Source organism: Pseudomonas sp. Pseusp18 (assembly GCF_059506005.1).
The window spans coordinates 4,839,043-4,865,033 of the sequence record NZ_CP169240.1 but is presented as its reverse complement, the minus strand read 5'-3'; the positions used below and the strand labels follow the sequence as shown (position 1 = coordinate 4,865,033).

The 25,991-nt window shown below is 60.6% G+C and carries 30 protein-coding genes; 26 read left to right on the top strand and 4 right to left on the bottom strand.

The window, feature by feature from the left end; genetic code table 11:
- Positions 1-6: 6 nt before the first annotated feature.
- From flhF to ACEN9A_RS21610, 13 genes are all read left to right on the top strand, one after another.
- Positions 7-1,332, top strand: a complete 1,326-nt coding sequence (flhF, locus tag ACEN9A_RS21670) for a flagellar biosynthesis GTPase FlhF (RefSeq protein ID WP_018925058.1) — start codon at positions 7-9, stop codon at positions 1,330-1,332.
- Between the two features lie 116 nt (positions 1,333-1,448).
- A complete protein-coding gene (fleN, locus tag ACEN9A_RS21665; RefSeq protein ID WP_003222917.1) occupies positions 1,449-2,279 on the top strand; it encodes a flagellar synthesis regulator FleN in 831 nt (276 codons plus the stop codon).
- Positions 2,276-3,016 carry an RNA polymerase sigma factor FliA gene (fliA, locus tag ACEN9A_RS21660; protein WP_018925059.1) on the top strand — a complete coding sequence of 247 codons (741 nt, stop codon included), beginning with the start codon at positions 2,276-2,278 and terminating at the stop codon, positions 3,014-3,016. The genes fleN and fliA overlap by 4 nt, the downstream gene beginning before the upstream one ends.
- A gap of 167 nt (positions 3,017-3,183) precedes the next feature.
- Positions 3,184-3,555, top strand: a complete 372-nt coding sequence (locus tag ACEN9A_RS21655; RefSeq protein WP_167331167.1) for a chemotaxis response regulator CheY — start codon at positions 3,184-3,186, stop codon at positions 3,553-3,555.
- Positions 3,556-3,576: 21 nt separating this feature from the next.
- Positions 3,577-4,365 carry a protein phosphatase CheZ gene (locus ACEN9A_RS21650; RefSeq protein ID WP_018925061.1) on the top strand — a complete coding sequence of 263 codons (789 nt, stop codon included), beginning with the start codon at positions 3,577-3,579 and terminating at the stop codon, positions 4,363-4,365.
- 37 nt (positions 4,366-4,402) lie between these two features.
- Positions 4,403-6,670, top strand: a complete 2,268-nt coding sequence (locus ACEN9A_RS21645; RefSeq protein WP_258670541.1) for a chemotaxis protein CheA — start codon at positions 4,403-4,405, stop codon at positions 6,668-6,670.
- 49 nt (positions 6,671-6,719) lie between these two features.
- Complete coding sequence (locus tag ACEN9A_RS21640; RefSeq protein ID WP_258670539.1) at positions 6,720-7,856, top strand: protein-glutamate methylesterase/protein-glutamine glutaminase; 1,137 nt, start codon at positions 6,720-6,722, stop codon at positions 7,854-7,856.
- Entirely contained in the window at positions 7,856-8,596 is a 741-nt protein-coding gene (locus tag ACEN9A_RS21635; RefSeq protein ID WP_019648116.1) for a flagellar motor protein, read from the top strand. The genes ACEN9A_RS21640 and ACEN9A_RS21635 overlap by 1 nt, the downstream gene beginning before the upstream one ends.
- Before the next feature lie 12 nt (positions 8,597-8,608).
- On the top strand, positions 8,609-9,502 hold the full coding sequence (gene motD / locus ACEN9A_RS21630; RefSeq protein ID WP_019648117.1) for a flagellar motor protein MotD: 894 nt from the start codon (positions 8,609-8,611) through the stop codon (positions 9,500-9,502).
- Between the two features lie 43 nt (positions 9,503-9,545).
- Positions 9,546-10,334, top strand: coding sequence for a ParA family protein (locus ACEN9A_RS21625; RefSeq protein WP_007938661.1), 789 nt, complete (start codon positions 9,546-9,548; stop codon positions 10,332-10,334).
- 30 nt (positions 10,335-10,364) lie between these two features.
- Positions 10,365-11,231: a CheW domain-containing protein gene (locus ACEN9A_RS21620; RefSeq protein ID WP_258670530.1), complete on the top strand. Its 867-nt coding sequence runs from the start codon at positions 10,365-10,367 to the stop codon at positions 11,229-11,231.
- 74 nt (positions 11,232-11,305) lie between these two features.
- Positions 11,306-11,791: a chemotaxis protein CheW gene (locus ACEN9A_RS21615; RefSeq protein WP_007938663.1), complete on the top strand. Its 486-nt coding sequence runs from the start codon at positions 11,306-11,308 to the stop codon at positions 11,789-11,791.
- Positions 11,792-12,184 carry a DUF2802 domain-containing protein gene (locus ACEN9A_RS21610; protein ID WP_258670528.1) on the top strand — a complete coding sequence of 131 codons (393 nt, stop codon included), beginning with the start codon at positions 11,792-11,794 and terminating at the stop codon, positions 12,182-12,184.
- A 117-nt stretch (positions 12,185-12,301) separates the two neighbouring features.
- Here the strand turns inward: ACEN9A_RS21610 and ACEN9A_RS21605 are convergent, their stop codons facing one another.
- Together ACEN9A_RS21605 and fliK are read right to left on the bottom strand one after the other, a co-directional pair.
- The gene (locus tag ACEN9A_RS21605; protein WP_019648120.1) at positions 12,302-12,631 is read right to left on the bottom strand and encodes an EscU/YscU/HrcU family type III secretion system export apparatus switch protein; all 330 of its coding nucleotides are present in this window, start codon (positions 12,629-12,631) and stop codon (positions 12,302-12,304) included.
- Positions 12,628-14,202, bottom strand: coding sequence for a flagellar hook-length control protein FliK (gene fliK, locus ACEN9A_RS21600; protein ID WP_413386058.1), 1,575 nt, complete (start codon positions 14,200-14,202; stop codon positions 12,628-12,630). The genes ACEN9A_RS21605 and fliK overlap by 4 nt, the downstream gene beginning before the upstream one ends.
- A 197-nt stretch (positions 14,203-14,399) precedes the next feature.
- Between fliK and ccmA the strand changes: the two genes are divergently transcribed.
- The 12 genes from ccmA to ACEN9A_RS21540 all read left to right on the top strand — a co-directional run bounded on the left by ccmA (position 14,400) and on the right by ACEN9A_RS21540 (position 22,699).
- Positions 14,400-15,035, top strand: coding sequence for a cytochrome c biogenesis heme-transporting ATPase CcmA (gene ccmA, locus ACEN9A_RS21595; protein WP_007939196.1), 636 nt, complete (start codon positions 14,400-14,402; stop codon positions 15,033-15,035).
- Complete coding sequence (ccmB, locus tag ACEN9A_RS21590; RefSeq protein ID WP_007939195.1) at positions 15,032-15,700, top strand: heme exporter protein CcmB; 669 nt, start codon at positions 15,032-15,034, stop codon at positions 15,698-15,700. Before ccmA ends, ccmB begins: the two co-directional genes overlap by 4 nt.
- Positions 15,701-15,780: 80 nt before the next feature.
- A complete protein-coding gene (locus ACEN9A_RS21585; RefSeq protein ID WP_007939194.1) occupies positions 15,781-16,536 on the top strand; it encodes a heme ABC transporter permease in 756 nt (251 codons plus the stop codon).
- The gene (gene ccmD / locus ACEN9A_RS21580) at positions 16,533-16,709 is read left to right on the top strand and encodes a heme exporter protein CcmD (protein WP_007939192.1); all 177 of its coding nucleotides are present in this window, start codon (positions 16,533-16,535) and stop codon (positions 16,707-16,709) included. The genes ACEN9A_RS21585 and ccmD overlap by 4 nt, the downstream gene beginning before the upstream one ends.
- Positions 16,706-17,161, top strand: a complete 456-nt coding sequence (gene ccmE / locus ACEN9A_RS21575; RefSeq protein ID WP_019648123.1) for a cytochrome c maturation protein CcmE — start codon at positions 16,706-16,708, stop codon at positions 17,159-17,161. Before ccmD ends, ccmE begins: the two co-directional genes overlap by 4 nt.
- Before the next feature lie 3 nt (positions 17,162-17,164).
- Positions 17,165-19,168, top strand: a complete 2,004-nt coding sequence (locus ACEN9A_RS21570; RefSeq protein WP_258670522.1) for a heme lyase CcmF/NrfE family subunit — start codon at positions 17,165-17,167, stop codon at positions 19,166-19,168.
- Positions 19,165-19,701: a DsbE family thiol:disulfide interchange protein gene (locus ACEN9A_RS21565; protein WP_258670519.1), complete on the top strand. Its 537-nt coding sequence runs from the start codon at positions 19,165-19,167 to the stop codon at positions 19,699-19,701. Before ACEN9A_RS21570 ends, ACEN9A_RS21565 begins: the two co-directional genes overlap by 4 nt.
- On the top strand, positions 19,698-20,171 hold the full coding sequence (locus tag ACEN9A_RS21560; protein WP_018925074.1) for a cytochrome c-type biogenesis protein: 474 nt from the start codon (positions 19,698-19,700) through the stop codon (positions 20,169-20,171). The genes ACEN9A_RS21565 and ACEN9A_RS21560 overlap by 4 nt, the downstream gene beginning before the upstream one ends.
- Positions 20,164-21,372, top strand: a complete 1,209-nt coding sequence (ccmI, locus tag ACEN9A_RS21555; RefSeq protein WP_258670516.1) for a c-type cytochrome biogenesis protein CcmI — start codon at positions 20,164-20,166, stop codon at positions 21,370-21,372. Before ACEN9A_RS21560 ends, ccmI begins: the two co-directional genes overlap by 8 nt.
- 14 nt (positions 21,373-21,386) lie before the next feature.
- Positions 21,387-21,767: a hypothetical protein gene (locus tag ACEN9A_RS21550; RefSeq protein WP_258670514.1), complete on the top strand. Its 381-nt coding sequence runs from the start codon at positions 21,387-21,389 to the stop codon at positions 21,765-21,767.
- Positions 21,768-22,082: 315 nt separating this feature from the next.
- Positions 22,083-22,295: a type II toxin-antitoxin system HicA family toxin gene (locus ACEN9A_RS21545; RefSeq protein WP_019579596.1), complete on the top strand. Its 213-nt coding sequence runs from the start codon at positions 22,083-22,085 to the stop codon at positions 22,293-22,295.
- The gene (locus ACEN9A_RS21540) at positions 22,295-22,699 is read left to right on the top strand and encodes a type II toxin-antitoxin system HicB family antitoxin (RefSeq protein ID WP_258670509.1); all 405 of its coding nucleotides are present in this window, start codon (positions 22,295-22,297) and stop codon (positions 22,697-22,699) included. The genes ACEN9A_RS21545 and ACEN9A_RS21540 overlap by 1 nt, the downstream gene beginning before the upstream one ends.
- Positions 22,700-22,798: 99 nt before the next feature.
- On the opposite strand, the gene ACEN9A_RS21535 is transcribed toward ACEN9A_RS21540, so the two are convergent.
- On the bottom strand, positions 22,799-24,004 hold the full coding sequence (locus ACEN9A_RS21535) for an MFS transporter (RefSeq protein WP_258670506.1): 1,206 nt from the start codon (positions 24,002-24,004) through the stop codon (positions 22,799-22,801).
- Between the two features lie 236 nt (positions 24,005-24,240).
- On the opposite strand from ACEN9A_RS21535, the gene ACEN9A_RS21530 reads away from it, so the two are divergent.
- Positions 24,241-24,873, top strand: a complete 633-nt coding sequence (locus ACEN9A_RS21530; RefSeq protein WP_258670503.1) for a hypothetical protein — start codon at positions 24,241-24,243, stop codon at positions 24,871-24,873.
- 59 nt (positions 24,874-24,932) lie between these two features.
- Here the strand turns inward: ACEN9A_RS21530 and ACEN9A_RS21525 are convergent, their stop codons facing one another.
- A complete protein-coding gene (locus tag ACEN9A_RS21525; RefSeq protein ID WP_019648130.1) occupies positions 24,933-25,931 on the bottom strand; it encodes a sulfate ABC transporter substrate-binding protein in 999 nt (332 codons plus the stop codon).
- Positions 25,932-25,991 lie beyond the last annotated feature (60 nt).

The window sequence follows — 25,991 nt, the reverse complement described above, 5'->3', positions numbered from 1 at the left end:
TGGTTTATGCAAGTTAAGCGTTTTTTCGCCGCCGATATGCGTCAGGCCATGAAACTGGTTCGTGATGAGTTGGGCGCTGATGCCGCCATCATTGGCAATCGCCGGATCGCCGGCGGTGTCGAGCTGACGGCTGCCCTGGATTACAAATTGTCGGCGCTGGCCCCACGTGTTCCGAACATGGAACTTGAGGATGAGCTGCGCAAGACCCAGTCGCGGATCGTCACCGCCCAGGCCGAACTGAGCCTGCGCGGCGATGGCGAGAGCGACAAGACCACCAATCGCCAGTTGTTCGCCGGCCTGCCGTTGACCGCTGCCGAACCGCTGATCGAACCGGCGCTCGCCGAACCTCGGCGTCCGGCCCCCGCGCCTGCTGCGGCGACCGGTGTCGATCCGCGCGCATTCGATTCGATGCGTTTCGAGCTCAACAGCCTGCGTGAACTGATGGAAGTGCAGCTTGGCTCGCTGGCCTGGAATCAGCTGCAAGGCAGCCGTCCGGCGCAGGCCAACCTCTGGCGTCGCCTGCAACGCATCGGCCTGTCCGGCCCGTTGTCGCGCGATCTGCTGGCACTGATTACCGACATTGAAGAGCCGCGTCAGGCCTGGCGCATGTTGCTCGCGCACCTGGCGCGGATGATCGCCACCCCGGAAGTCGAGCCACTGGAAGAGGGCGGGGTGATTGCCATGGTCGGCCCCGCCGGCATGGGCAAGACCACCACACTGGCCAAGCTCGCGGCCCGCTACGTGCTCAAGTACGGCGCGCAGAACATCGCGCTGGTGAGCATGGACAGCTATCGCATCGGTGCCCAGGAACAGCTCAAGACGCTGGGCCGGATCCTCAATGTGTCGGTGACCCACGTCGACCCGGGTCAATCCCTGGTGCAGGCGCTGGAGCCCTTGCTGCGCAAACGCGTGGTGCTGATCGATACCGCCGGCCTTCAGGCCAGCGACCCGGCACTGCGCATGCAGCTCGAGAGTCTGGCCGGGCGCGGCATCAAATCAAAAAATTATCTGGTTTTGGCAACCACCAGCCAGAAACAGGTTCTAACCGCCGCTTATCACAGTTACAAACGCTGCGGCCTCGCCGGCTGCATCCTGACTAAACTGGATGAAACGGCAAGTCTGGGTGAGGTGTTGAGCCTGGCGATCAGTCATGAGTTGCCGGTGGCTTACCTGACCGATGGTCCGCGGATTCCGGATGATTTACATCTGCCACGTCGTCATCAGTTGGTCAGTCGCGCCGTTAGCGTGCAAATGCAGGAAGAACCCAGCGAAGAAGCCATGGCTGACATGTTCGCTGATATTTACCACAGCCCGACCAAGCAGGTTGGCTGAGGTGTTAATGAACATTTTTTGTACCTACATCGATGGTCTGCCATGCATTGTTCCGATGGTGAACGCGCAGCCAGTAATGTGGCCTCCGTCTAAGTAAGACAAGGTAAAGAAATAACATGGGCAGCATGCATCCCGTACAGGTGATCGCGGTGACCGGCGGCAAAGGTGGCGTCGGGAAGACTAACGTGTCAGTGAACTTGTCCCTGGCTCTAGCTGAGCTCGGCCGGCGCGTCATGCTGCTGGATGCCGATCTGGGGCTGGCGAACGTCGACGTTCTGTTGGGACTGACACCCAAACGCACGCTGGCCGACGTGATCGAAGGCCGCTGTGAGCTGCGCGACGTGCTGTTGCAAGGGCCTGGCGGTATCCGCATCGTCCCGGCCGCCTCCGGCACCCAGAGCATGGTTCATCTGAGCCCGGCCCAGCATGCCGGCCTGATCCAGGCATTCAGCGACATCGGCGACAACCTCGACGTATTGGTGATAGACACCGCTGCGGGCATTGGTGACTCGGTAGTCAGCTTCGTGCGCGCCGCGCAGGAAGTCTTGCTGGTGGTGTGCGACGAGCCGACCTCGATCACTGACGCCTACGCGCTGATCAAACTGCTTAACCGCGACTACGGCATGAACCGCTTCCGCGTCCTGGCCAACATGGCGCAGAGCCCGCAGGAAGGCCGCAACCTGTTCGCCAAGTTGACCAAGGTCACGGATCGCTTCCTCGACGTCGCCTTACAATACGTCGGTGCGGTGCCTTACGACGAAAGCGTGCGCAAGGCCGTGCAGAAGCAACGCGCGGTGTATGAAGCCTTTCCGCGTTCCAAGTGCGCCCTGGCGTTCAAGGCCATTGCGCAGAAAGTCGATACCTGGCCACTGCCGGCCAACCCGCGTGGGCACCTGGAATTTTTCGTCGAGCGCCTCGTGCAACAAACGGCAGGACCCGTGCTATGACAGCCAGCGGTTACAACCTCTACAAGCAGTCGGCACGTGACGCGCAGTACGAGCTGATCGAGCGTTACGCGCCACTGGTCAAACGCATTGCCTACCACTTGCTGGCGCGTCTGCCGGCCAGTGTCCAGGTCGAAGACCTGATCCAGGCCGGGATGATCGGCCTGCTTGAAGTATCAACCAAATATGACGCCAGCAAGGGCGCGAGTTTCGAGACGTACGCGGGCATTCGAATCCGCGGCGCGATGCTCGATGAAGTGCGCAAGGGGGACTGGGCGCCACGTTCGGTCCACCGCAATACCCGCATGGTCAGCGACGCGATTCGCTCGATTGAAGCTAAAACCGGCCGTGACGCTAAAGATCACGAAGTTGCGGCCGAACTCCAATTGAGTCTCGACGATTATTACGGGATTTTGAACGACACCCTGGGCAGCCGGTTATTCAGTTTCGACGATCTGTTGCAGGACGGCGAACACGAAGGGCTGCATGAGGATGGCGCGAGTGCTCATCTCGAGCCGTCACGCGATCTGGAAGATGAACGCTTCCAGGCGGCGCTGGCGGACGCGATTGCCAATTTGCCGGAGCGTGAGCGACTGGTGTTGGCGCTGTACTACGACGAAGAGTTGAATCTCAAGGAAATCGGTGAGGTCCTGGGGGTCAGCGAGTCGCGGGTCAGCCAGTTACACAGCCAGTGCGCGGCCCGTTTGCGGGGGCGTTTGGGGGAGTGGCGAGCGCGCTGAAGGCAGTGTGGGGACACTGCGAATGGAGCCGGTGTGGGGTTGAACTGCACCGGTCTCGATCTGTTGTGCTCCAGACAGTCATTGAGTGCTTTGCCGGATTGATTGAAATGGCGCGTCCAGGTGCTGGGCGCGTTTAAGACTGCTTGGAGGTCGAATTGGACAAGAACATGAAAATCCTCATCGTTGATGACTTCTCAACGATGCGGCGGATCATAAAAAACCTGTTGCGTGACCTTGGGTTCACCAACACCGCCGAAGCCGATGACGGGCTGACCGGGTTGCCGATGCTGCAAAGCGGTAACTTCGATTTTCTGGTTACCGACTGGAACATGCCCGGTATGACCGGCATCGACCTGCTTCGTGCGGTGCGCGCCGATGAAAGGCTCAAGCACCTGCCGGTGCTGATGGTGACCGCCGAAGCCAAGCGCGAGCAAATCATCGAAGCGGCCCAGGCCGGTGTTAACGGCTATGTGGTCAAACCCTTCACAGCCCAGGCGTTGAAAGAAAAAATCGAGAAGATTTTCGAACGCATCGGCTGATGTACTGCGCACGGGGGAGCTATGGAGCATAACGAATCTTCACAGGGCGATTTTGAGTCGACCCTGAAAAAACACGCGGTCGAACTGGTCGACAGCCTTGAAAAAGGCAAGTTTGGCGACGCTGTGCAACTGATCCATGAGCTCAACCAGACCCGTGACCGCGGCCTGTATCAGGAAGTGGGCAAGCTCACCCGCGAGCTGCATAGCGCGATCGTCAATTTCCAGATTGACCCGCACATGCCGCAAGCCGAGGAAGTGTCTCAGATCACGGATGCCACCGAGCGCCTGTCCTATGTGGTCAAGCTGACCGAGGCCGCGGCCAACCGCACCATGGACCTGGTGGAAAACGCCACGCCGCTGATCAACAGCCTGAGCGATGAAGCCCAGGCGCTGAGCACGGATTGGGGACGGTTCATGCGTCGCGAAGTCGGGGCTGAAGAGTTCCGCGAGCTGGCCCGGCGGGTCGACGGTTTCCTGACACGCAGCAGTGAAGACAACCGCGTCGTGTCGAGCAACCTCAACGACATTCTGCTGGCCCAGGATTACCAGGACCTCACCGGTCAGGTGATCAAGCGTGTGACCCAATTGGTCACCGAAGTTGAAAGCAATCTGCTCAAGCTCGTGCTCATGGCCAGTCACGTAGACCGCTTTGCGGGTATCGAACACGACCGTGAGGCGATGCTTGCTGAAAAAGATCCACAAAAACATCTCTCTCAGGGTGAAGGTCCGCAGATTCATGCCGATAAAAGAGAAGACGTTGTGTCCGGTCAGGACGATGTGGACGATTTGTTATCCAGTCTTGGATTTTAGTTTTCTGGGTTTTTAGACCTGTAGGAGCACCCCCTTAATGAGCTTCGGCGCCGATGAAGAGATCCTTCAGGATTTCCTGGTTGAGGCCGGCGAGATTCTAGAGCAACTGTCCGAGCAGCTGGTCGAGCTGGAAAGCCGACCTGATGATGCGGACTTGCTCAATGCAATTTTTCGCGGTTTTCACACTGTAAAAGGGGGCGCCGGCTTCCTCCAGCTCAACGAGCTGGTGGAGTGCTGTCACATCGCCGAGAACGTGTTCGACATCCTGCGCAAGGGTGAGCGTCGCGTCGACTCGGAACTGATGGACGTGGTTCTCGAAGCGCTGGACGCGGTGAACAGCATGTTCAGCGAAGTCCGCGAACGCAGCCCGATCACAGCTGCCACGCCTGAATTACTCGCGGCGCTGGCCCGTCTGGCCGAGCCGCAAATGGAAGCCGCACCGGAACCGGTCGCTGAAGTGGTTGAAGCTCCGGTCGCCGAAAGCGAATCGGGCGACATTACCGATAACGAATTCGAACAACTGCTGGACTCGCTGAACGCCGTCAAGGCCCAGGCCGAGGCGCCCGTAGCGGCTGCGCAGCCTGTTTCGCAGCCTGCCGCCGATGCAGCAGCCAGTGACGAAATCACCGATGCCGAGTTCGAGTCGTTGCTCGATCAACTGCACGGCAAAGGCCAGTTCGCCGCCGATGCAGTGGCCGCAGCGCCCGCCGCACCGGCTGCTCCGAAAGCCGCCGGCGACAGCTCCGACATCACAGACGACGAGTTCGAAGCACTGCTCGACCAGTTGCACGGCAAAGGCAACTTTGCGGTCGATGCGCTGGAATCGGCAATCGCTTCGGCGCCAGCCCCGGCTGTGCCAACCGCCGCTGCGGCCGGTAGCGATCTGATCTCCGATCACGAATTCGAATCGCTGCTCGACGAATTGCACGGCAAGGGCAAGTTCACTGAAGTGGGCACTGCTTCTGCTGTTGCTTCGGTAGCGACTCCAGTTGCCAAGGCACCAGCACCTGTGGCCAAGGCACCCGAGCCAAAAGCCCCCGAGCCCAAAGCAGAAGCACCGAAGCCTGCTGCCGCCGCAGCGCCGGCTCCTGCTCGTGCCCCGGCCGCGCCGCCCGCGGAAAAGCCAACCAGCGAAGCCGAGACCACCGTGCGGGTCGACACCGCGCGTCTCGACGAAATCATGAACATGGTCGGCGAGCTGGTACTGGTGCGTAACCGCTTGGTCCGTCTGGGCCTCAACAGCGGCGACGAAGCCATGTCCAAGGCCGTGTCGAACCTCGACGTGGTCACGGCCGACCTGCAAACCGCGGTCATGAAGACCCGGATGCAACCGATCAAGAAAGTCTTCGGGCGCTTCCCGCGTCTGGTTCGCGACCTGGCTCGCCAGCTCAAGAAAGAGATCAACCTGGAACTGGTCGGCGAAGAAACCGACCTCGACAAGAACCTCGTCGAGGCCCTGGCCGACCCGTTGGTCCACTTGGTGCGCAACTCGGTCGACCACGGTATCGAAGAGCCGGCTGATCGCGAAGCGATGGGCAAGCCTCGCAGCGGCAAAGTGATCCTGTCCGCAGAACAGGAAGGCGACCACATCCTGCTGTCCATCTCCGATGACGGCAAGGGCATGGACGCTGACGTTTTGCGCGGTATCGCCGTGAAAAAAGGTTTGATGGACAAGGATGCGGCGGACCGTCTCAGCGAGTCCGATTGCTTCAACCTGATCTTCGCGCCGGGCTTCTCGACCAAGACCGAGATCTCCGACGTGTCCGGTCGTGGCGTGGGCATGGACGTGGTGAAAACCAAGATCGCCCAGCTCAACGGCACCATCAATATCTACTCGACCAAGGGCAAAGGCTCGAAGATCGTCATCAAGGTCCCGTTGACCCTGGCGATCATGCCGACGCTGATGGTCATGCTCGGCAACCAGGCGTTCGCGTTCCCGCTGGTGAACGTCAACGAGATCTTCCACCTCGACCTGTCGCGCACCAACGTGGTGGACGGCCAGGAAGTGGTGATCGTGCGGGACAAGGCGCTGCCCTTGTTCTACCTCAAGCGCTGGCTGGTCAGCTCCGCCGCTCACGAAGAGCAGCGCGAGGGCCATGTGGTGATCCTTTCGGTGGGCACTCAGCGGATCGGCTTCGTCGTCGATCAGTTGGTGGGCCAGGAAGAAGTGGTCATCAAGCCATTGGGCAAAATGCTCCAGGGAACCCCGGGCATGTCCGGCGCCACCATCACCGGTGACGGCCGCATTGCGCTGATTCTCGATGTTCCGAGCATGCTCAAGCGTTACGCCGCACGGCGTATTTGATTCTGGGGGAGCGGGGCGCCAGAGCCTCGCCCCGTCTAACGGAGTGTTTATGGCAGTCAAAGTCCTGGTGGTGGACGATTCGGGGTTTTTCCGCCGCCGCGTCTCGGAAATTCTTGCAGCGGATTCAAACATCCAGGTCGTCGGTACGGCGACCAACGGAAAAGAGGCGATCGATCAGGCCCTGGCCCTCAAGCCAGACGTGATCACCATGGACTACGAGATGCCAATGATGGATGGCATCACGGCGGTGCGGCACATCATGCAGCGCTGCCCAACCCCGGTGTTGATGTTCTCCTCGCTGACCCACGAAGGCGCCCGGGTCACCCTCGATGCGCTGGACGCCGGCGCGGTGGACTTCCTGCCGAAGAATTTCGAAGACATCTCCCGTAACCCGGAGAAGGTCAAACAGCTGCTGTGCGAGAAGATTCTCAGCATCTCGCGCAGTAACCGTCGTGTCAGTGCCTACACACCTCCGGCGCCGGTCGCCGCGCCGGCCCCGACGCCTGCTCCTGCGCCTTCGAGCGTCGGCAGCTATGGCGGCAGCGCACCTGCGCGTCCGGCACCGGCACCGATTCCGGCACGCACCCATGCTGCGGCGCCGTCGTCTCCTGCACCGAAACGCAAAGCCTACAAACTGGTCGCCATCGGTACCTCCACCGGCGGCCCGGTTGCGCTGCAACGGGTGCTGACGCAGTTGCCGGCCAACTTCCCAGCACCCATCGTGTTGATCCAGCACATGCCGGCAGCCTTCACCAAGGCTTTCGCCGAGCGCCTGGACAAGCTGTGCCGCATCAGTGTCAAGGAAGCCGAGGATGGCGACATCCTGCGTCCGGGCCTGGCGCTGCTGGCACCGGGCGGCAAGCAGATGATGATCGACGGCCGTGGCGCGGTGAAAATCCTGCCGGGCGACGAGCGTCTGAACTACAAGCCGTGCGTGGACATTACCTTCGGTTCCGCGGCCAAGTCCTACGGCGACAAAGTTCTGGCGGTGGTACTGACTGGCATGGGCGCCGACGGTCGCGAAGGCGCGCGTCTGCTCAAGCAGGGTGGCAGTGCGATCTGGGCCCAGGATGAAGCCAGTTGTGTGATCTACGGCATGCCAATGGCCATCGTCAAAGCCGAACTCGCGGACGCTGTGTACAGCCTCGACGACATCGGTCGGCACTTGGTTGAGGCTTGCATCTGATGGATGTGCTCAGCCTTATCGGGATCATCATGGCGTTCATCGCCATCATCGGCGGCAACTACCTTGAAGGCGGTCACCTCGGCGCGCTGGCCAACGGCCCGGCGGCGTTGATCGTCCTCGGTGGCACCATCGGTGCCGCGCTGCTGCAATCGCCGATGAGTGCCTTCAAGCGCGCCATCCAGATTCTTGCCTGGATTCTGTTTCCGCCTCGCGTGGACCTGGCCGGCGGCATTGATCGCGTGGTGAACTGGAGCCTGACCGCCCGCAAGGAAGGTTTGCTCGGGCTGGAAGGAGTGGCCGACGCCGAACCCGACAGCTACTCGCGCAAAGGCCTGCAACTGCTGGTCGACGGTGCCGAGCCGGAAGCGATTCGCAGCATTCTGGAAGTGGATTTCTACACCCAGGAAAGCCGCGACATCGAAGCCGCCAAAGTCTTTGAAAGCATGGGCGGCTATGCGCCGACCATCGGTATCATCGGTGCGGTGATGGGCCTGATCCACGTCATGGGCAACCTGGGCGACCCATCGCAATTGGGCAGCGGCATTGCCGTCGCCTTCGTCGCCACCATCTACGGCGTGGCCAGTGCCAACCTGGTGCTGTTGCCGATTGCCGCCAAGCTCAAATCCATCGCGTTACGGCAGTCGCGCTATCGCGAAATGTTGCTGGAAGGGATCCTGTCGATCGCCGAAGGTGAAAACCCTCGCTCTATTGAGTTGAAGCTTCAGGGCTTCATGGATTAAGGGACTAACCTCATGGCACGTCGTCGCCAGCATGAAGAACACGTCAATCACGAACGCTGGCTGGTGTCCTACGCGGACTTCATCACCTTGCTGTTCGCGTTCTTCGTGGTGATGTACTCGATTTCTTCGATCAACGAAGGCAAGTACAAGATCATTTCCGAGGCGTTGATCGGGGTGTTTACCGACACTGACCGCGCCCTCAAGCCAATTCCCATCGGCGAAGAGCGACCGAAGACCGTGACTCCGGCCAAGCCATTGGTCAAGGACAGCGAGCAGATCGACGCCGGCATCGCCCAGGCCGCCAAAGATCCACTCAAAAGCATCGCCGATGACATCAGCGCGGCGTTCGGCGACTTGATCAGTTCCAACCAGATGACCGTGCGCGGCAACGAGTTGTGGGTCGAGATCGAACTCAATTCCAGCCTGTTGTTCGGCAGCGGCGACGCGATGCCCAGCGACATCGCGTTCAACATCATCGACAAGGTCGCCGCGATCCTCCGGCCGTTCGACAACCCGATCCACGTCGAAGGCTTCACCGACGATCAACCGATCCGCACCGCGCAATACCCGACCAACTGGGAACTGTCCTCGGCCCGTTCGGCGAGCATCGTGCGCATGCTGGCGATGCAGGGCGTGAACCCTGGTCGCTTGGCATCGGTGGGTTATGGCGAATTCCAGCCAGTGGCCAACAACGCCACCGCCGAAGGCCGTGCGCGCAACCGTCGGGTGGTGCTGGTGGTGTCACGCAATCTTGATGTACGCCGTAGCCTCACCGGTACCGGAACGGCTCATGCACAACCGGATGCCGCATTGAAGCGGGCTGGCACACAAACTGCACCGACCCCGGTCAAGTCGCCGGGACGCGAGAGTGCCGTCAATTCTCCGTCACCCGCATTAATACGTTGAGCTATTTCTCGGTTGGCCTTTTCGACCGGGAGGAACAATCCGAATGAGAGTCTGGGCAGTTGCCAATCAAAAGGGTGGTGTCGGTAAAACCACTTCCTCCATTGCTTTAGCCGGTTTACTGGCGGAGGCGGGCAAGCGCGTGGTTGTGGTCGATCTCGACCCCCACGGCTCCATGACCAGCTACTTCGGTTACGACCCCGACAGCCTGGAGCACAGCAGCTACGACCTGTTTCTGCACAAGGGCAGCGTGCCGCAAGGCTTGCCCGGTCAGTTGTTGATGCCCACCAGTGACGAACGCATTTCCCTGTTGCCATCGAGCACCGCGCTGGCCACCCTTGAGCGCCAGTCGCCGGGCCAGAGCGGTTTGGGCCTGGTGATCGCCAAGAGTCTGGCGCAGTTGTGGCAAGACTTCGATTACGCCGTGATCGACAGCCCGCCGTTGCTCGGCGTGCTGATGGTCAATGCCTTGGCGGCCAGCCAGCAGTTGGTGATTCCGGTGCAGACCGAGCACTTGGCGGTCAAAGGCCTGGAACGCATGGTCAACACGCTGGCGATGATCAACCGCTCGCGCAAACTGGCGTTGCCGTTCAACATCGTGCCGACCCTGTTCGACCGCCGCACCCAGGCTTCGCTAGGCACTCTGCGCGTGTTGCGCGACAAGTACCCGGAAGAAATCTGGCAAGGCTACATCCCGATCGACACCCGCTTGCGTGACGCGAGCCGGGCAGGGCTGACGCCGTCGCAATTCGATGGCAAGAGTCGCGGCGTTCTCGCCTACCGCGCACTGCTCAAGCATCTGCTCGCTCAGCAACTTGTTCCGCAGGTGGCTTGAGATGAGCCTGATCCCTACGATGGTATTCGCATGACCCGGCCGGTGAAGATCACCTCGCGCCCGCAATTGGCCCTTCAGTCTTATCTGGATGGCTTGCTGCAGGACGCGACCGAAGAGCTGTTGCCTGAAGTCGAGGCGCTGCCCGAGGTTGTCGAGGCTGGAGCTGCCCTGGACGAGTTTCAGGCGGCGGTGCTCGAAGAGCAGGCGCGCGATGCGCAGAAGCCGGCAGTGGTCGCGGCCCCCGTTGTTGCGCCAGTGGCGAAGGCACCGGTGGCCGTGATCGAAGCGCCGGCACCGATTCTGGCGTCCGTGTCGACGATTGCGCCGTTGCTGCAAGCGTTGGTGCCGCCGGTGGTGGAAGTTCATCTGCCGCCGAGCAACACGCCGCCTCCGGTGGAAAATGACGATCGTCCGGCCTGGGCGGCCGAGCCGTTCGAATGCCTGTTGTTCGATGTCGCCGGGTTGACCCTGGCGGTGCCGCTGGTGTGCCTGGGCTCGATTTATTCCCTGGCCGGCCACGAGCTGACGCCGTTGTTCGGTCAGCCGGAATGGTTCCTCGGGATCCTGCCGAGCCAGGCCGGCAACCTGAAGGTGCTGGATACCGCACGCTGGGTCATGCCGGACCGCTACCGCGACGATTTCCGCCAGGGCCTGCAATACGTTATTTCAGTCCAGGGCTATGAGTGGGGGCTGGCGGTGCATCAGGTCAGCCGCTCGTTGCGCCTGGACCCGAATGAAATCAAATGGAGAAGTCACCGGGGGCAGCGGCCATGGCTCGCCGGCACGGTGATTGAACACATGTGCGCCTTGCTCGATGTCGCCGCACTGGCCGAATTGATCGCCAGCGGCGGGGCGAAGCACATGGGCGGCAGTAAGCCGAACCACAAACCGACATAAAAAACACGCATCGGCATTCAAGTGCCGGTGCACTGAATACACACCGCTAGGGCGGTTTTTCGAGGGGTCTGGGTATGAATGACAAGGCGACGGCGGCAAAAGGTTCCGAAGATCCGATCCTGCAATGGGTCACCTTCAAGCTGGACAATGAAACCTACGGCATCAACGTGATGCGCGTTCAGGAAGTCCTGCGCTACACCGAAATCGCACCGGTGCCGGGTGCCCCGAGCTACGTGCTGGGCATCATCAACCTGCGCGGCAACGTGGTCACCGTGATCGACACCCGCCAGCGTTTCGGCCTGGGCACGGTCGACGTCAGCGACAACACCCGCATCGTCATCATCGAAGCCGACAAGCAAGTGGTCGGGATCATGGTCGACAGCGTGGCTGAAGTGGTTTATCTGCGTCAGTCGGAAATCGAGACCGCGCCGAACGTCGGTAACGAAGAGTCCGCCAAGTTCATTCAAGGCGTGTGCAACAAGAACAATGAACTGCTGATCCTGGTCGAGCTGGACAAGATGATGAGCGAAGAAGAATGGTCGGAACTGGAGAGTATCTGATTGATTCTTGAGGTGGCTGTGATTGTCCTGTTCCTCTTGTGGGCAGGCACGCTGGCGATGTTCCTGGCGTACATCCGCGCTCAAAGGCAGGTCGCCGCACAACAGGCTTCGGGCGATGCGCTGCGTGATCAGCGCATCAAGGAGCTGGCCAAGCGCGTCGACGACTACCAGAACGGCAATGTGCGCATGGGTGAAGACCTGCACGAACTGCGTGCGGTGGTCGGGCCGTTGCCGGACAAGCTGGCGCAGTTGGAGCAGCGTGATCCATCGAGCCTTTCATTCGCCCAGGCCGCGCGTCTGGTGGGGATGGGGGCCAGCGTCGATGAGCTGACTCAGTCTTGCGGCTTGACCCAGGCTGAGGCGGAGTTGATGAGCAAGTTGCACAGAAACTGAGAAGAGCAAAAGATCGCAGCCTCGTTTCACTCGACAGCTCCTACAGGGCGTACACCATCCCAATGTAGGAGCTGTCGAGTGAAACGAGGCTGCGATCTTTTTACATTCAACAAAGATTCAATAATCACCCCCGCGCTCGGTGACGTCCTTCTCCACCGTCACCGCATGCGGATCATGCCCCGCCGGAAACTTGCCTTTCAGATTCCACGCAAACGCGATGATCTCGGCAATCGTGCGATACAACTCTTCCGGAATACTCTCGCCCAATTCCATCCGCGCCAGCAGTTTCACCAGTTCGGCGTTCTCGTAAATCGGCACTTCGTAGTCACGGGCAATCCGCAGAATTTCTTCAGCCAGTTCCTCGTCACCTTTGGCCGTAAGGGTAGGGGCGTGGCTGCCGTCGTATTTGAGGGCGATGGCCTGGCGCGGTGCGGTGGATTCGTTCATGCGGTTTCGTCGACCCAGCGTTGTTCGAGACGGGTTTGAGGGCCTTGTGGCGGTGTGCCGAGGTGGCAATCCAGATCGCCGACGTTCAGCCCTGACGCCAGCAGGCGTTCGCGCAGCGCGGCCAGATTGCTTTCAATCAGGCTCGCGGTGTAAGGCCGTTCGGCCCACAGCTGACTGGAGAGGCTGCCTTTGATCAGTTGGGCCTGAATCTGCAACGGCCCCAACGGTTCCATGTCGAACGCCAGCTCGACGCGCCATAGCGGTTGCTTGGGTTCGCGTTCATCGCGGCGTTCGCGCGGTTGTTCTTTTTCGGGGGCTTCTTCGCGCTGGAATTTGACCTGCAACGGCACGATGTCCTGCAGGTTGCGCATGGGGATTTCCAGTTGCCAGGTGCTCATCAACCGCCCGTCACTGGTGACGCCAGTCTGCTCAAGGCTCGACAGCTGATGACTTTGCAAACGTGAAACCGCCGCCGCAGCCAGGCGCAGCAGGTGCTCGAGATCATCTTCGCCTTCCGCGCTTTGCAGCAGGCGCTCGGGCAGCGGAAAACTGGTCGGTGACGGCTTGGCGCTGACTTGCCCGAGCATGCCGAGGGCATTGCGCACGAAACTCGGCATCGCCTGGGCCAGGGTGTTGGCGGCGATGATGGCGTTGAGATTGGTGTTGGCCGGCAGGCTCGGCGTCAGCTGGGCGATCAGCTTGAGCAGGTCGCCTTTCATGTCTGGCGCCAGCGTCGGGTTTTGTCCGGTCAGCAATTTGGCTTCGAGGAACAGGCCACTGTTGGCCAGTGCCTGGGCCAGGCCTTTGGGCGTACTCAATTGTTGGACGTCCGGCAGGCCGGAGAGCAATTTGTCCACGGCGGCGCGCAGGTCGCTGGAGGTCTGATCCGACGGCGGCAGGTTTTGCAGGAGCTTGATCAAGCCATCCAGAGAACCCTGGCGACTTTGCTGGCTGACCAGTTGTTGCGTCACCGCCAACTGTTCCTGACGGCTGCTCAGCGGCACGAATTTGAGTGTCTGGGTGTCCTGCACCAAGGCGCTCAGCAAGGTGCCGATGCGCAGCGGTGTCGGGCTGTCGATGCTCAACGTGTTGCCGCTCAGCGCGGTGTTGAGCAGGCTCACCATCGAGCGAAACACCGTCGGCTGGCCCGGCACCTGCGGCATCACCTGAGAGGTCAGCACTTTGCCTTGCAGCAGGGTGCCGACCGGCAGTTGCGCGGTATCGATACGGGTGAGGGTGGCGACGCTGGAGGCGATGGCCTGTTGCACCGTAACCGCCAGACTGCCCGCCGACGGCTGGGTGATCGACAGGCTGGTGCCCTGGGGCAACGGCTGAGTGCTGGTGGCCTGGACTGTGGTCTGGCGGCCGCTGTCGAGAGTGACCTTGAGCAACAGTTGAAAGGTCTGATCCGCCTGCTTGAGCGACAGCACTTCAGCCTTGGCGGTCTGACCGGGCGTGATCAGGCCCTCCATCGGCGTCAGCAGCTTGAGCAACTCGCCGCTGATCACCAAAGGGCGCGAAGTCGCCGGGGTGGTTGGCGGGAGCGGGAGGATGTTCATTTCGCCTGTCATACGCGGACACAACCTGAGGAAATTGCACTCTTGAGAGTAGGGAACGCCATGTATAATGCCGCCCGTCTTTCGCTGAGTGGCGAAAACATTGCAATTGATTGACGCAGCTCTCTAGAACAAGTCGTCATAGCATCTATGCTGCATCTCTTTAACGGCCGCGCCAGAGCCGACTTGAACCGCATAAGGCCCGTGAACCCTTGACCAGTCCTGTCCTGCAAACCGTTGCCCTTGCCTGTGAGCGAGACCTTCGGCTGCTCTTCGAAAATCTCGAATTGCGACTGGCCAGTGGCGAAATGTTACAGATCAGCGGCCCTAACGGCAGTGGCAAGACCAGCCTGTTACGTCTGCTTTGCGGCTTGATGCACCCGACCGCCGGTCAAGTGTTGCTCAACGGCCAGCCACTGAACGAACAACGCAGCGAACTGGCGCGCAACCTGCTGTGGATCGGCCATGCCGCCGGCATCAAGGACCTGCTGACCCCCGAAGAAAACCTCAGCTGGCTCTGCGCCTTGCATCAACCGGCCTCCCATGAGGCGATCTGGCAAGCACTGGCGGCGGTGGGGCTGCGCGGTTTCGAGGATGTTCCCTGTCACACCCTGTCTGCCGGCCAGCAACGTCGTGTGGCGTTGGCGCGGTTGTACCTGGACAGCCCGCCGCTGTGGATCCTCGACGAGCCGTTCACCGCGCTCGACAAACAAGGCGTGGCGCAACTCGAAGAACACCTGGCCGCGCACTGCGAGCGCGGCGGCATGGTGGTGCTGACCACTCACCACACGCTGAGCCGGATGCCGGCCGGCTATCGCGACATTGATTTGGGGAATTGGGCCGTATGAGTGTTTTCGGCCTGTTGGTCGCCCGTGAGGCTCGCTTGCTGTTCCGCCGCCCCGCCGAATTGGCGAACCCGCTGGTATTTTTCGCCATCGTTGTTTCCTTGTTCCCGCTGGCGGTCGGTCCCGAGACTCAATTGTTGCAAACCTTGTCTCCGGGGCTGGTCTGGGTGGCGGCGCTTTTATCGGTTTTACTCTCGCTGGACGGGCTCTTCCGCAGTGATTTCGAAGATGGATCCCTTGAACAGTGGGTCCTTTCGTCGCACCCCTTGCCTCTTCTGGTGTTGGCCAAGGTGCTGGCACACTGGGCCTTTTCCGGCCTGGCACTGGTTTTGCTCGCGCCGTTGCTGGCGCTGATGCTCGGTTTGCCTGCCGCTTGTCTGCCGGTGTTGCTGCTTTCTTTATTGCTCGGTACACCGGTGTTGAGCCTGCTCGGTGCGGTGGGCGCGGCGCTGACGGTAGGATTGAAGCGTGGTGGCCTGTTGCTGGCACTGCTGATTCTGCCGCTGTACATCCCGGTGTTGATTCTCGGCAGCGGCGCCTTGCAGGCGGCATTGCAGGGCATGCCGGCGACCGGTTATCTCTTGTGGCTTGGTAGCCTGACCGCCCTGGCGATAACCCTGGCACCTTTTGCAATAGCTGCTGGCCTGAAGATCAGTGTCGGCGAATAATGAGGTCTGGTTAAAATTTAACCAGTAAAGACCCTTTGGCTGTTTCGTGATAACGAACAGCAACCGTGATGGAAACAGCAATGAACTGGACCTGGTTTCATAAGCTCGGCTCGCCCAAATGGTTTTACGGCATCAGCGGCAAATTGCTGCCATGGCTGAGCGTCGCGGCGTTGCTGCTGATTAGCGTCGGCGTGGTCTGGGGCCTGGCTTTCGCGCCGCCGGACTACCAGCAAGGCAACAGCTTTCGAATCATCTATATCCACGTTCCTGCCGCCATGCTGGCGCAGTCGATCTATGTGATGCTGGCCGTGTGCGGCGTTGTCGGGCTGGTGTGGAAAATGAAGCTGGCCGACGTCGCCCTGCAATGCGCCGCCCCGATCGGTGCCTGGATGACCGCCGTGGCGCTGGTCACCGGGGCGATCTGGGGCAAACCGACCTGGGGTTCGTGGTGGGTCTGGGATGCGCGACTTACGTCCATGTTGATTCTGCTGTTTCTGTACTTCGGTCTTATTGCGCTGGGCAACGCCATCAGCAATCGTGACAGCGCGGCCAAGGCCTGCGCGGTGCTGGCGATTGTCGGCGTGATCAACATCCCGATCATCAAATACTCGGTGGAGTGGTGGAACACCCTGCACCAGGGCGCGACGTTCACCCTCACCGAAAAACCGGCGATGCCCGCCGAGATGTGGCTGCCACTGCTGCTGACGGTGCTGGGGTTCTACTGTTTCTTCGGCGCGGTGCTGTTGCTGCGCATGCGCCTTGAAGTGCTCAAGCGCGAAGCCCGGGCGAGCTGGGTGAAATCCGAAGTGCAGAACAGTCTGGAGGCCGCTCGATGAGTTTCGCTTCATTCGGCGACTTTCTCGCCATGGGCCATCACGGCCTGTATGTCTGGTCAGCCTATGGCATTTGCCTGGCGGTGCTGGCCCTCAACGTGGCGGCGCCGATCCTGGCCCGCAAGCGGTATCTGCAACAAGAGGCGCGTCGTTTGCGCCGGGAGAACGGCCAGTGAATCCGCTGCGTAAAAAGCGTCTTGTCATCATTCTCGCGATCCTGGTCGGTGTCGGCGCTGCCGTCGGCCTGGCCCTGAGCGCCCTGCAGCAGAACATCAATCTGTTTTACACCCCGACCCAGATTGCCAACGGCGAAGCGCCGCAAGACACGCGCATCCGTGCGGGCGGCATGGTCGAAAAAGGCTCGCTGCAACGTTCCGGCGATTCCCTGGACGTGAAATTCATCGTCACCGACTTCAACAAATCCGTGACCATCAGCTATCGCGGCATCCTCCCGGACCTGTTCCGCGAAGGGCAGGGCATCGTTGCCCTCGGCAAGCTCAACGCTGACGGCGTGGTGGTAGCCGACGAAGTGCTGGCCAAGCACGACGAGAAGTACATGCCACCGGAAGTGACCAAGGCGTTGAAAGACAGTGGCCAGTCGGCACCTACGCAAGCCAAGGAGGGCTAACGGATGACTTCCGCACTTTACAGTTCAGGGCTGTTCATTCCCGAACTCGGCCATCTGGCCATGATCCTGGCGCTGTGTTTCGCGCTGGTGCAGGCCGTGGTGCCGTTGCTCGGTGCCTGGCGCGGCGACCGTTTGTGGATGAGCCTGGCCCAGCCGGCCGCGTGGGGGCAGTTCGCGTTTTTGCTGTTCGCCTTCGGTTGCCTGACCTATGCGTTCATGACGGACGACTTCTCCGTCGCCTACGTGGCCAGCAACTCCAACAGCGCGCTGCCGTGGTACTACAAGTTCAGCGCCGTGTGGGGCGCTCACGAAGGTTCGTTGCTGCTGTGGGCGTTGATTCTCGGCGGCTGGACCTTCGCGGTGTCGGTGTTCTCCCGACAGTTGCCGCAAGTGATGCTGGCCCGGGTGCTGGCGGTGATGGGCATGATCAGCACCGGCTTCCTGCTGTTCCTGATCCTGACGTCCAACCCTTTCGCCCGGATCCTGCCGCAGATGCCGGCGGACGGGCGCGATCTTAATCCTCTGCTGCAAGACATCGGCCTGATCGTTCACCCGCCGATGCTGTACATGGGTTACGTCGGCTTCTCCGTGGCCTTCGCCTTCGCCATCGCCGCGCTGCTGGGCGGTCGTCTCGATGCGGCGTGGGCACGCTGGTCCCGTCCGTGGACCATCGTCGCCTGGGCCTTTCTTGGTATCGGTATCACGTTGGGTTCCTGGTGGGCCTACTACGAACTCGGCTGGGGCGGCTGGTGGTTCTGGGATCCGGTGGAAAACGCGTCCTTCATGCCTTGGCTGGTGGGCACGGCACTGATTCACTCGTTGGCGGTCACGGAAAAACGTGGCGTGTTCAAGAGCTGGACCGTGCTGTTGGCCATTGCCGCGTTCTCGTTGAGCTTGCTGGGGACCTTCCTGGTACGTTCCGGCGTGCTGACCTCGGTTCACGCCTTTGCGTCCGACCCTGAGCGCGGCGTGTTCATCCTGATTTTCCTGCTGTTTGTGGTCGGCGGTTCGCTGACGCTGTTCGCCCTGCGCGCCCCGGTGGTCAAGAGCCATGTGGGCTTTAACCTCTGGTCTCGGGAAACCCTGCTGCTGGGTAACAATCTGGTGCTGGTGGTGGCTGCTTCGATGATCCTGCTGGGCACCTTGTATCCGCTGATCCTTGATGCGATGACCGGTGCCAAACTGTCGGTCGGCCCGCCGTATTTCAACGCGCTGTTCATTCCGTTGATGGCGATCCTGATGGTGGTGATGGCGGTCGGCATGCTGGTGCGCTGGAAAGACACCCCGGTCAAATGGCTGATGAGCATGCTGACCCCGGTGTTGCTTGGCAGCGCCGCGTTGGCTGTCGTGGCGGGTGTCGCCTACGGCGATTTCAACTGGGCGGTGCTGGCGACCTTCATGCTGGCTGCCTGGGTGTTGCTGGCCGGTGTGCGGGACATTTTCGACAAGACTCGCCACAAAGGCCTGATCAAAGGTCTGCCGACCCTGACCCGCAGCTATTGGGGCATGCAACTTGCGCATTTGGGCATCGCCGTGTGCGCGTTGGGTGTCGTGTTGTCGAGCCAGAACAGTGCCGAGCGCGATCTGCGCCTGGCACCGGGTGAGTCCATGAGCCTGGCCGGTTATCAGTTTGTGTTCGAAGGCGCCAAGCACTTCGAAGGCCCGAACTTCACCTCCGACAAGGGCACCGTACGGGTGATCCGCGATGGTAAGGAAGTCAGCGTGCTGCACCCGGAAAAACGCCTGTACACCGTGCAGAACTCGGTGATGACCGAGGCCGGGATCGACGCCGGTTTTACCCGTGATCTGTACGTCGCACTGGGCGAGCCGTTGGGCGAGGGCGCCTGGGCGGTTCGGGTGCACGTCAAACCGTTCGTGCGCTGGATCTGGTTCGGTGGGCTGCTCACAGGTGTAGGCGGGTTGCTGGCGGCGCTGGATCGCCGTTATCGGGTCAAGGTAAAAAGCCGCGTGCGTGAAGCGCTCGGCATGACGGGAGCCACTGCATGAGACGTTGGTTGATGCTGTTGCCGCTGGCGATTTTTCTGGTGGTTGCTGTTTTTCTGTATCGGGGGCTGTACCTGAACCCGGCCGAGTTGCCCTCGGCGATGATCGACAAGCCGTTCCCGGAGTTTTCCCTGCCCTCGGTGCAGGGCGACAAAACCCTGACCAAAGCGGACATTCTGGGTAAACCGGCACTGGTCAATGTGTGGGGCACCTGGTGCATTTCCTGCCGGGTCGAGCACCCGGTACTGAACAAACTGGCCGAGAAGGGCGTGGTGATCTACGGCATCAACTACAAGGACACCAATGCAGACGCCTTGAAGTGGCTGACCGAGTTCCACAACCCCTATCAACTGGACGTCCGTGACGATGCAGGTACCCTGGGCCTGAACCTCGGCGTGTACGGCGCCCCGGAAACCTTTTTCATCGACGCGAAGGGCATCATCCGCGATAAATTCGTCGGGGTGATCGACGAACAAGTCTGGCGTGAAAAACTGGCGGCCAAGTATCAGGCGCTGGTCGACGAGGCTAAGCCATGAAGCGCTGGATTGCCGCCGCCGTTCTGGGGTTGAGCATGGCTGGCGTGGCCCACGCCGCCATCGATACCTATGAGTTCGCCAAAGAAGGCGATCGCGAGCGTTTTCGCGAGCTGACCAAAGAGCTGCGTTGCCCCAAGTGCCAGAATCAGGACATTGCCGATTCCAACGCACCGATCGCCGCCGACCTGCGCAAAGAGATTTTCCGCATGCTCGGCGAGGGCAAGGACAATCAGCAGATCATCGACTTCATGGTCGACCGCTATGGTGATTTCGTCCGTTATAAACCTGCTCTGAATGCCAAGACCGCATTGCTCTGGTTCGGCCCGGCCGGCCTGCTGCTGGGCGGTTTTGTGATCATCGCCGTGATCGTCCGCCGTCGTCGCGTGCAACGCGCTGACAGCCCGGACACGCTTTCTTTTGATGAGCGCGAGCGCCTCGACCACCTGTTGGATAAAACCAAGCATGATTGATTTCTGGCTCGCTGCAGGCCTGCTGCTTCTGGTAGCCCTGAGTTTTTTGCTGATCCCCGTTCTGCGCGGTCGTCGCGCCCAGCTTGAAGAGGATCGTACGGCGCTTAACGTCGCGCTGTATCAGGAGCGCGTGGCTGAGTTGCAGACTCAGCAGGAAGAAGGCGTACTCAACGCCGAACAAATGAATGCCGGTCGCGCCGAAGCCGCCCGTGAACTGCTTGCCGACACCGAAGGCGTCGAGGCACCGCGAGTGTCGCGCCTGGGCAAGCCATTGCCGTTGCTGGCGGCAATTCTGGTGCCTGTGCTGGGCCTTGGGCTGTATCTGCATTTTGGTGCCAGCGACAAAGTCGAGCTGACCCGCGAGTTCGCCCAGGCGCCGCAGTCGATGGAAGACATGACCCGTCGCCTGGAGCGTGCGGTTGCGGCCCAACCGGATTCGGCCGAAGGCCTGTACTTCCTCGGCCGCACTTACATGGCTCAGGACCGCCCTGGCGATGCGGCGAAGATCTTCGAGCGTACCGTGAACCTGGCCGGTCGCCAGCCGGAACTGCTCGGGCAGTGGGCTCAGGCCCAATACTTCGCCGATGGCAAGAAGTGGTCGGACAAGGTCCAGGCCCTGACTGACGAAGCACTGAAAGCCGATCCGAAGGAGGTCACCAGCCTCGGTCTGCTGGGCATCGCGGCCTTCGAAGGCGAGCGTTACCAGGAAGCCATCGACTACTGGAATCGTCTGTTGGTGCAACTGCCGCCGGATGACCAGTCCCGTGTCGCGCTGCAAGGCGGCATCGCCAAGGCCGCCGAGAAGCTTGAAGCCAGCGGTGGCAAGGTGGCTCAGGTTCAGGCTCCGGCAGTGAAGGTTGCAGCGCTGCTCAAGGTGCGTGTCGATCTGGCGCCCGACTTGAAAGCCAGGGTCCAGCCCGGCGACAGCGTGTTCATCTTCGCCCGCGCCATTTCCGGCCCACCCGCGCCGCTGGCCGCCAAGCGTCTGACCGTTGCCGACCTGCCAGCGACCGTCGAGCTGGGCGATGCCGATGCAATGATGCCCCAGTTGAAACTGTCGAACTTCCCCGAAGTCCAACTGGTTGCGCGCATCTCCCGCGCCGGCCAACCGACTGCCGGCGAATGGATCGGTCGTAGCCAACCTTTGGCCACCAGCACCAGCGCGCCACAAAAACTGACCATCGACAGCCCGGATAAATAACAGGAAACGCCACCATGACCGCCTTCGCTCGTATCACTCTCCTCAGCATGATGGTTTTGGGGCTAAGCGCGTGTGCGGTCCAGGAGTACGAACCGGAACGGTTGCCGCCAATCCCGCCCTCGCAGCCGAGCACCAAACCGACCACACCGAGCAAACCATCGAAGCCGGTGCCACGCACCTCCGCCAGCTTCGCCCCGCCACCGGGGGGCAACAGCCATTGGGATGCGAAACTCGGTGTTTACGTCCTCGACAATCAAACCAACACCTTCTACCGCCAGCGCACCTACTACCGCTGGGACAACGGCTGGAGCCGCTCGATCAGCCCTAACGGGCCGTGGGAAGAGACGGATATCCACGGTGTGCCGGGTGGGCTGGGCAGACAATTCGGGCAGTGAATGGAAACGGCGATCTTGGGATCGCCGTTTTGCTTTCTGAGATTTGAAAAGATCGCAGGCTTCGCCAGCTCCTACAGAATCGCGTACGACGATGATCGCGCGTGTACGCGGTTAATGTAGGAGCTGGCGAAGCCTGCGATCTTTTGATCTTGATTGAATGCTGCCTCAGACCTTCTCACCAACAACCCCTGCACATGGCCAACCCGATCAAATCAACACCCTGTAAAACAACCGAGCGTCGCGATCCGGATTTTTGTGCTTGAGTAAAGGTAACCCTAGGGTTATTTTTGTTGGGCCGGAGCAAGGAGGCTGGTGGTGCAGAGCAGGTTATTGATCAAGGAACTGATGGAGGCGGGCTGGACACTGGACCGGGTCACCGGCAGTCATCACATCTTCACTCACCGTTACAACCCTTACACGATACCCGTCCCTCATCCGAAGAAGGATTTACCGATCGGGACGGTCAAAAGCATCAGGAGGCGAGCCGGACTTTATTGCCCGGGAGCCAGTTTGGCAGGAGATCCATAATGCAATACCCAATCTGTATCGAGTGGGGCGACGAGAACACCGCCATCGGTATTCAGATCCCCGATATTCCTGGTGCCGTGACGGCCGGGGATACGTTTGAAGATGCTTACAACGCGGCAGTCGAGATTGCCCACATCATGCTGCAGGAGATCATGGCGGACGGGGAGTCAATTCCGATGCCGACCTCTGCGGCCGCGCACCGCGAGAATCCGGAATTTGCCGACATGGGTTGGGGAATGCTGGAGCTGGACATCTCGCCGTATCTGGGCAAGACCGAGAAGGTCAACGTGACGCTGCCTGGCTACGTGATTCAGCGCATTGATCGTTATGTGCGAGAGCACAAAGTCAAAAGTCGTTCCTCCTTTCTCGCGGATGCTGCGCTGGAGAAGCTGATTCGGCATTGAGGAGGGTCAGTTACATCGCCTTCGCGGGCAAGCCTCGCTCCTACAGGATTAATGCAAGACTTTGTAGGAGCGAGGCTTGCCCGCGAAGCTTTTAGCGTCTTAAGCAGTCGTCAATGCAGCCTTCTCCGACACACTCAAAAACCGCAACAACGCCAGCAACGGAAACACGCTGCCGACAATCACGATCCACAACCAGCCACCGTGTTCGTACACCGCACTGGCCACCGATGAGCCGAACGCGCCGCCGATAAAGATGCTGGTCATGTACAGCGCATTCAGACGGCCGCGGCTCTTGGCGTCGAGGGTGTAGACCGCGCGCTGGCCGAGGACCATGTTCATTTGCACACAGAAATCCAGCACCACGCCCGTCACGGCCAGACCGATGACGCTGTAGGCCGGGTGGATGAAGGCCGGCAGGAAGCTCAGGCTGGCGAACAGCATCGCCAGCAGCGAGGCGAGGCGGGTGTGGCCGGCATCGGCCAGTCGACCGGCGATGGGCGCGGCAATCGCGCCGATCGCTCCGACCAGGGCGAAGATCGCGATCAGGGTTTGCGACAAGCCATGATTGCGCGTCAGTTCCAGCGGCACGGCGGTCCAGAACAGGCTGAACGTGGCGAACATGCAGGCTTGGTAAAAGGCCCGTTGACGCAACACCGGTTGCTGGCGCAGCAGCGTCCAGAGCGAACCCAGTAACTGGCCATAAGAGGCGCTGTGATCAGGCTGGCGTTTGGGCACCGTCAGGGCCAGGACGATGCTGATTGCAGCCATCAACACTGCAGCGATGACGAACATCGCACGCCAGCCGAAGTGGTCGGCCACTACGCTGGACACCGGCCGGGCCAGCAGAATCCCCAGCAGCAAACCGCCCATGATCCCGCCGACCACGCGGCCACGCGACGCTTCCGGCGTCAGGTGGGCGGCCAGTGGAATCAGGATCTGTACCGACACCGAGCTGAAACCCACCAGCAACGAGATCAACAGAAACACGTTCGGCTGATCGGTGAACGCCGCGCCCATCAGACTGGCAATTGCCACCACGGTGGTGATGATCATCAAGCGGCGGTTTTCCAGCAGATCGCCCAGCGGCACCAGGAAGAACAGGCCCAGCGCATAGCCAATCTGCGTCAGCGAAACGATCAGGCTGGCCATGGTGTCGGTCAGGCCGATGTCCGGCGCGATCAGGCCGATGATCGGCTGGGCGTAGTAGATGTTGGCGACGATCGCGCCGCAGCAGAAGGCGAAAAGCAGCACCATGCCCCGGGTCATTGTCGCGGCACCGTGGGGCACCTGAGTCGCTGAATTCATAACGTGGCTCGCTGAGCAAGAAGAAAGTGAGCAGAGGCTAATCGGCTGGCTAGAGCGGCGGAAGAGGGTTTGGATTGATAGTAATCATTCCTTTGCGGAATGAGTGACGCCGGTATGCGCTGACTGCCGATGAACCATGCATCCGAACAATGGGATCCGATGATACATTCACTTACATCTTCTTCGATAGCGTGCTTATGTTCTCCTGCGCTCCATAAACCGGAAGGTACTTCGATATGAATGCGATGTTCCGTCACCTGATTCGCGGCGCTTGCGTTGTTACCTTGATCAGCTTGTTCACGGCAGGTCTTGCCCAGGCCGCCGATGTGCCGCCGGGAATGCGCATTGGCGTGCGCGGCGAGATCACCGGCATCAGCGCCGACGTCATGAAAGTCCATGTCAACAGCGGCGAAAACGTGGTGATCAGCCTGACCAAAGACACCAAAATCCGCGCCGTCACCCTGGCCAATATCGAAGACATCAAGCCCGGCAGCTACATCGGCTCGGCTGCCGTGCCGCAGGAGGATGGCACGCTCAAGGCGCTGGAAGTCCACGTCTTCCCGCCGGAACTGGCCGGCAGCGGCGACGGCCATCGGCCTTTTGATCTGGTCAAGGGCAGCAGCATGACCAACGGCAGCGTAGGCGATCTGGTGGTCAGCAACGGCCGGGTTCTGACCGTCAATTACAAGGGCGGCCAACAGACGATTCTGGTGCCGGAGGATGTGCCGATCGTCAATCTGGTGCCGGGGGATCGCAGTTTGCTGAAGGTGGGCGTGAAGATCGTGACGTTTGTGACCCAGAGTGCCGACGGGACACTGACCGCTCAATCCATTTCGGCCGGTAAGGACGGTGTGACACCGCCGATGTAACGGTATCCCACAAAAAAAGGCGACCTTCACAGGTCGCCTTTTTCATTTGAACTCAGTGATTACTGGCCGTTGTAAATCTGGTCGAAAACCCCACCATCATTGAAGTGAGTCTTCTGCACGGTGCGCCAGTCACCAAAGGTCTTCTCCACCGACAGGAAATCCACTTTCGGGAAGCGATCGGTGTATTTCGCCAACACCGCCGGGTCACGCGGACGCAGGTAGTTGGCAGCCGCAATTTCCTGACCTTCCGGCGACCACAGGTACTTCAGATATTCCTCGGCAGCCGCGCGAGTGCCTTTCTTGTCGACGGTTTTGTCGACCACCGACACCGGCGGCTCGGCTTGCGCGGAGACACTCGGGTAAATCACTTCGAACTGATCACGACCAAACTCGCGAGCAATCATTTCCGCTTCGTTTTCGAAGGTCACCAGCACGTCGCCGATCTGGTTGGTCATGAAAGTAGTCGTGGCGGCGCGGCCACCGGTATCCAGCACCGGCGCTTGTTTGAACAGTTTGCCGACGAAGGCTTTTGCCTTGTTTTCGTCACCGCCGTTTTTCAGCACATAGCCCCAGGCCGAGAGGTAGGTGTAGCGACCGTTACCCGAGGTTTTCGGGTTGGGGACGATCACCTGCACGCCGTCCTTGAGCAGGTCCGGCCAGTCTTTCAGGGCTTTCGGGTTGCCTTTGCGCACGATGAATACGGTGGCCGAAGTGAACGGCGCGCTGTTGTTCGGCAGGCGTGTGACCCAGTTGTCCGGAACCAGTTTGCCGTTGTCCGCCAAGGCGTTGATGTCGGTGGCCATGTTCATGGTGATGACGTCAGCCGGCAGGCCATCGATCACCGAACGCGCCTGTTTGCTGGAGCCGCCGAAGGACATCTGCAGCGTGATGTTTTCGTTGTGTTCGGCTTGCCAGTGTTTCTGGAAGGCAGCGTTGTAGTCCTTGTAGAAATCTCGCATCACGTCGTAGGAAACGTTAAGCAGGGTCGGTGCGGCCTGAGCCATGCTGCTCAAGGCCAGGCCAGCGGCCAGAAGTGAGGCGCCAAAGAGTTTTTTCACTGCGCATTCCTTGTTTTATCAAACGTGTTCGATGGAAAGTGTTGGCAATTTGCCAGCGAC

What these genes read in the sequence shown, in the direction of transcription:
- flhF (WP_018925058.1), top strand. Translation starts at nt 7, where the DNA reads ATGCAAGTTAAGCGTTTTTTCGCCGCCGATATGCGTCAGGCCATGAAA.
- fleN (WP_003222917.1), top strand. Translation starts at nt 1,449, where the DNA reads ATGGGCAGCATGCATCCCGTACAGGTGATCGCGGTGACCGGCGGCAAA.
- fliA (WP_018925059.1), top strand. Translation starts at nt 2,276, where the DNA reads ATGACAGCCAGCGGTTACAACCTCTACAAGCAGTCGGCACGTGACGCG.
- ACEN9A_RS21655 (WP_167331167.1), top strand. Translation starts at nt 3,184, where the DNA reads ATGAAAATCCTCATCGTTGATGACTTCTCAACGATGCGGCGGATCATA.
- ACEN9A_RS21650 (WP_018925061.1), top strand. Translation starts at nt 3,577, where the DNA reads ATGGAGCATAACGAATCTTCACAGGGCGATTTTGAGTCGACCCTGAAA.
- ACEN9A_RS21645 (WP_258670541.1), top strand. Translation starts at nt 4,403, where the DNA reads ATGAGCTTCGGCGCCGATGAAGAGATCCTTCAGGATTTCCTGGTTGAG.
- ACEN9A_RS21640 (WP_258670539.1), top strand. Translation starts at nt 6,720, where the DNA reads ATGGCAGTCAAAGTCCTGGTGGTGGACGATTCGGGGTTTTTCCGCCGC.
- ACEN9A_RS21635 (WP_019648116.1), top strand. Translation starts at nt 7,856, where the DNA reads ATGGATGTGCTCAGCCTTATCGGGATCATCATGGCGTTCATCGCCATC.
- motD (WP_019648117.1), top strand. Translation starts at nt 8,609, where the DNA reads ATGGCACGTCGTCGCCAGCATGAAGAACACGTCAATCACGAACGCTGG.
- ACEN9A_RS21625 (WP_007938661.1), top strand. Translation starts at nt 9,546, where the DNA reads ATGAGAGTCTGGGCAGTTGCCAATCAAAAGGGTGGTGTCGGTAAAACC.
- ACEN9A_RS21620 (WP_258670530.1), top strand. Translation starts at nt 10,365, where the DNA reads ATGACCCGGCCGGTGAAGATCACCTCGCGCCCGCAATTGGCCCTTCAG.
- ACEN9A_RS21615 (WP_007938663.1), top strand. Translation starts at nt 11,306, where the DNA reads ATGAATGACAAGGCGACGGCGGCAAAAGGTTCCGAAGATCCGATCCTG.
- ACEN9A_RS21605 (WP_019648120.1), bottom strand. Translation starts at nt 12,631, where the DNA reads ATGAACGAATCCACCGCACCGCGCCAGGCCATCGCCCTCAAATACGAC.
- fliK (WP_413386058.1), bottom strand. Translation starts at nt 14,202, where the DNA reads ATGACAGGCGAAATGAACATCCTCCCGCTCCCGCCAACCACCCCGGCG.
- ccmB (WP_007939195.1), top strand. Translation starts at nt 15,032, where the DNA reads ATGAGTGTTTTCGGCCTGTTGGTCGCCCGTGAGGCTCGCTTGCTGTTC.
- ACEN9A_RS21585 (WP_007939194.1), top strand. Translation starts at nt 15,781, where the DNA reads ATGAACTGGACCTGGTTTCATAAGCTCGGCTCGCCCAAATGGTTTTAC.
- ccmD (WP_007939192.1), top strand. Translation starts at nt 16,533, where the DNA reads ATGAGTTTCGCTTCATTCGGCGACTTTCTCGCCATGGGCCATCACGGC.
- ACEN9A_RS21570 (WP_258670522.1), top strand. Translation starts at nt 17,165, where the DNA reads ATGACTTCCGCACTTTACAGTTCAGGGCTGTTCATTCCCGAACTCGGC.
- ACEN9A_RS21565 (WP_258670519.1), top strand. Translation starts at nt 19,165, where the DNA reads ATGAGACGTTGGTTGATGCTGTTGCCGCTGGCGATTTTTCTGGTGGTT.
- ACEN9A_RS21560 (WP_018925074.1), top strand. Translation starts at nt 19,698, where the DNA reads ATGAAGCGCTGGATTGCCGCCGCCGTTCTGGGGTTGAGCATGGCTGGC.
- ccmI (WP_258670516.1), top strand. Translation starts at nt 20,164, where the DNA reads ATGATTGATTTCTGGCTCGCTGCAGGCCTGCTGCTTCTGGTAGCCCTG.
- ACEN9A_RS21550 (WP_258670514.1), top strand. Translation starts at nt 21,387, where the DNA reads ATGACCGCCTTCGCTCGTATCACTCTCCTCAGCATGATGGTTTTGGGG.
- ACEN9A_RS21540 (WP_258670509.1), top strand. Translation starts at nt 22,295, where the DNA reads ATGCAATACCCAATCTGTATCGAGTGGGGCGACGAGAACACCGCCATC.
- ACEN9A_RS21535 (WP_258670506.1), bottom strand. Translation starts at nt 24,004, where the DNA reads ATGAATTCAGCGACTCAGGTGCCCCACGGTGCCGCGACAATGACCCGG.
- ACEN9A_RS21530 (WP_258670503.1), top strand. Translation starts at nt 24,241, where the DNA reads ATGAATGCGATGTTCCGTCACCTGATTCGCGGCGCTTGCGTTGTTACC.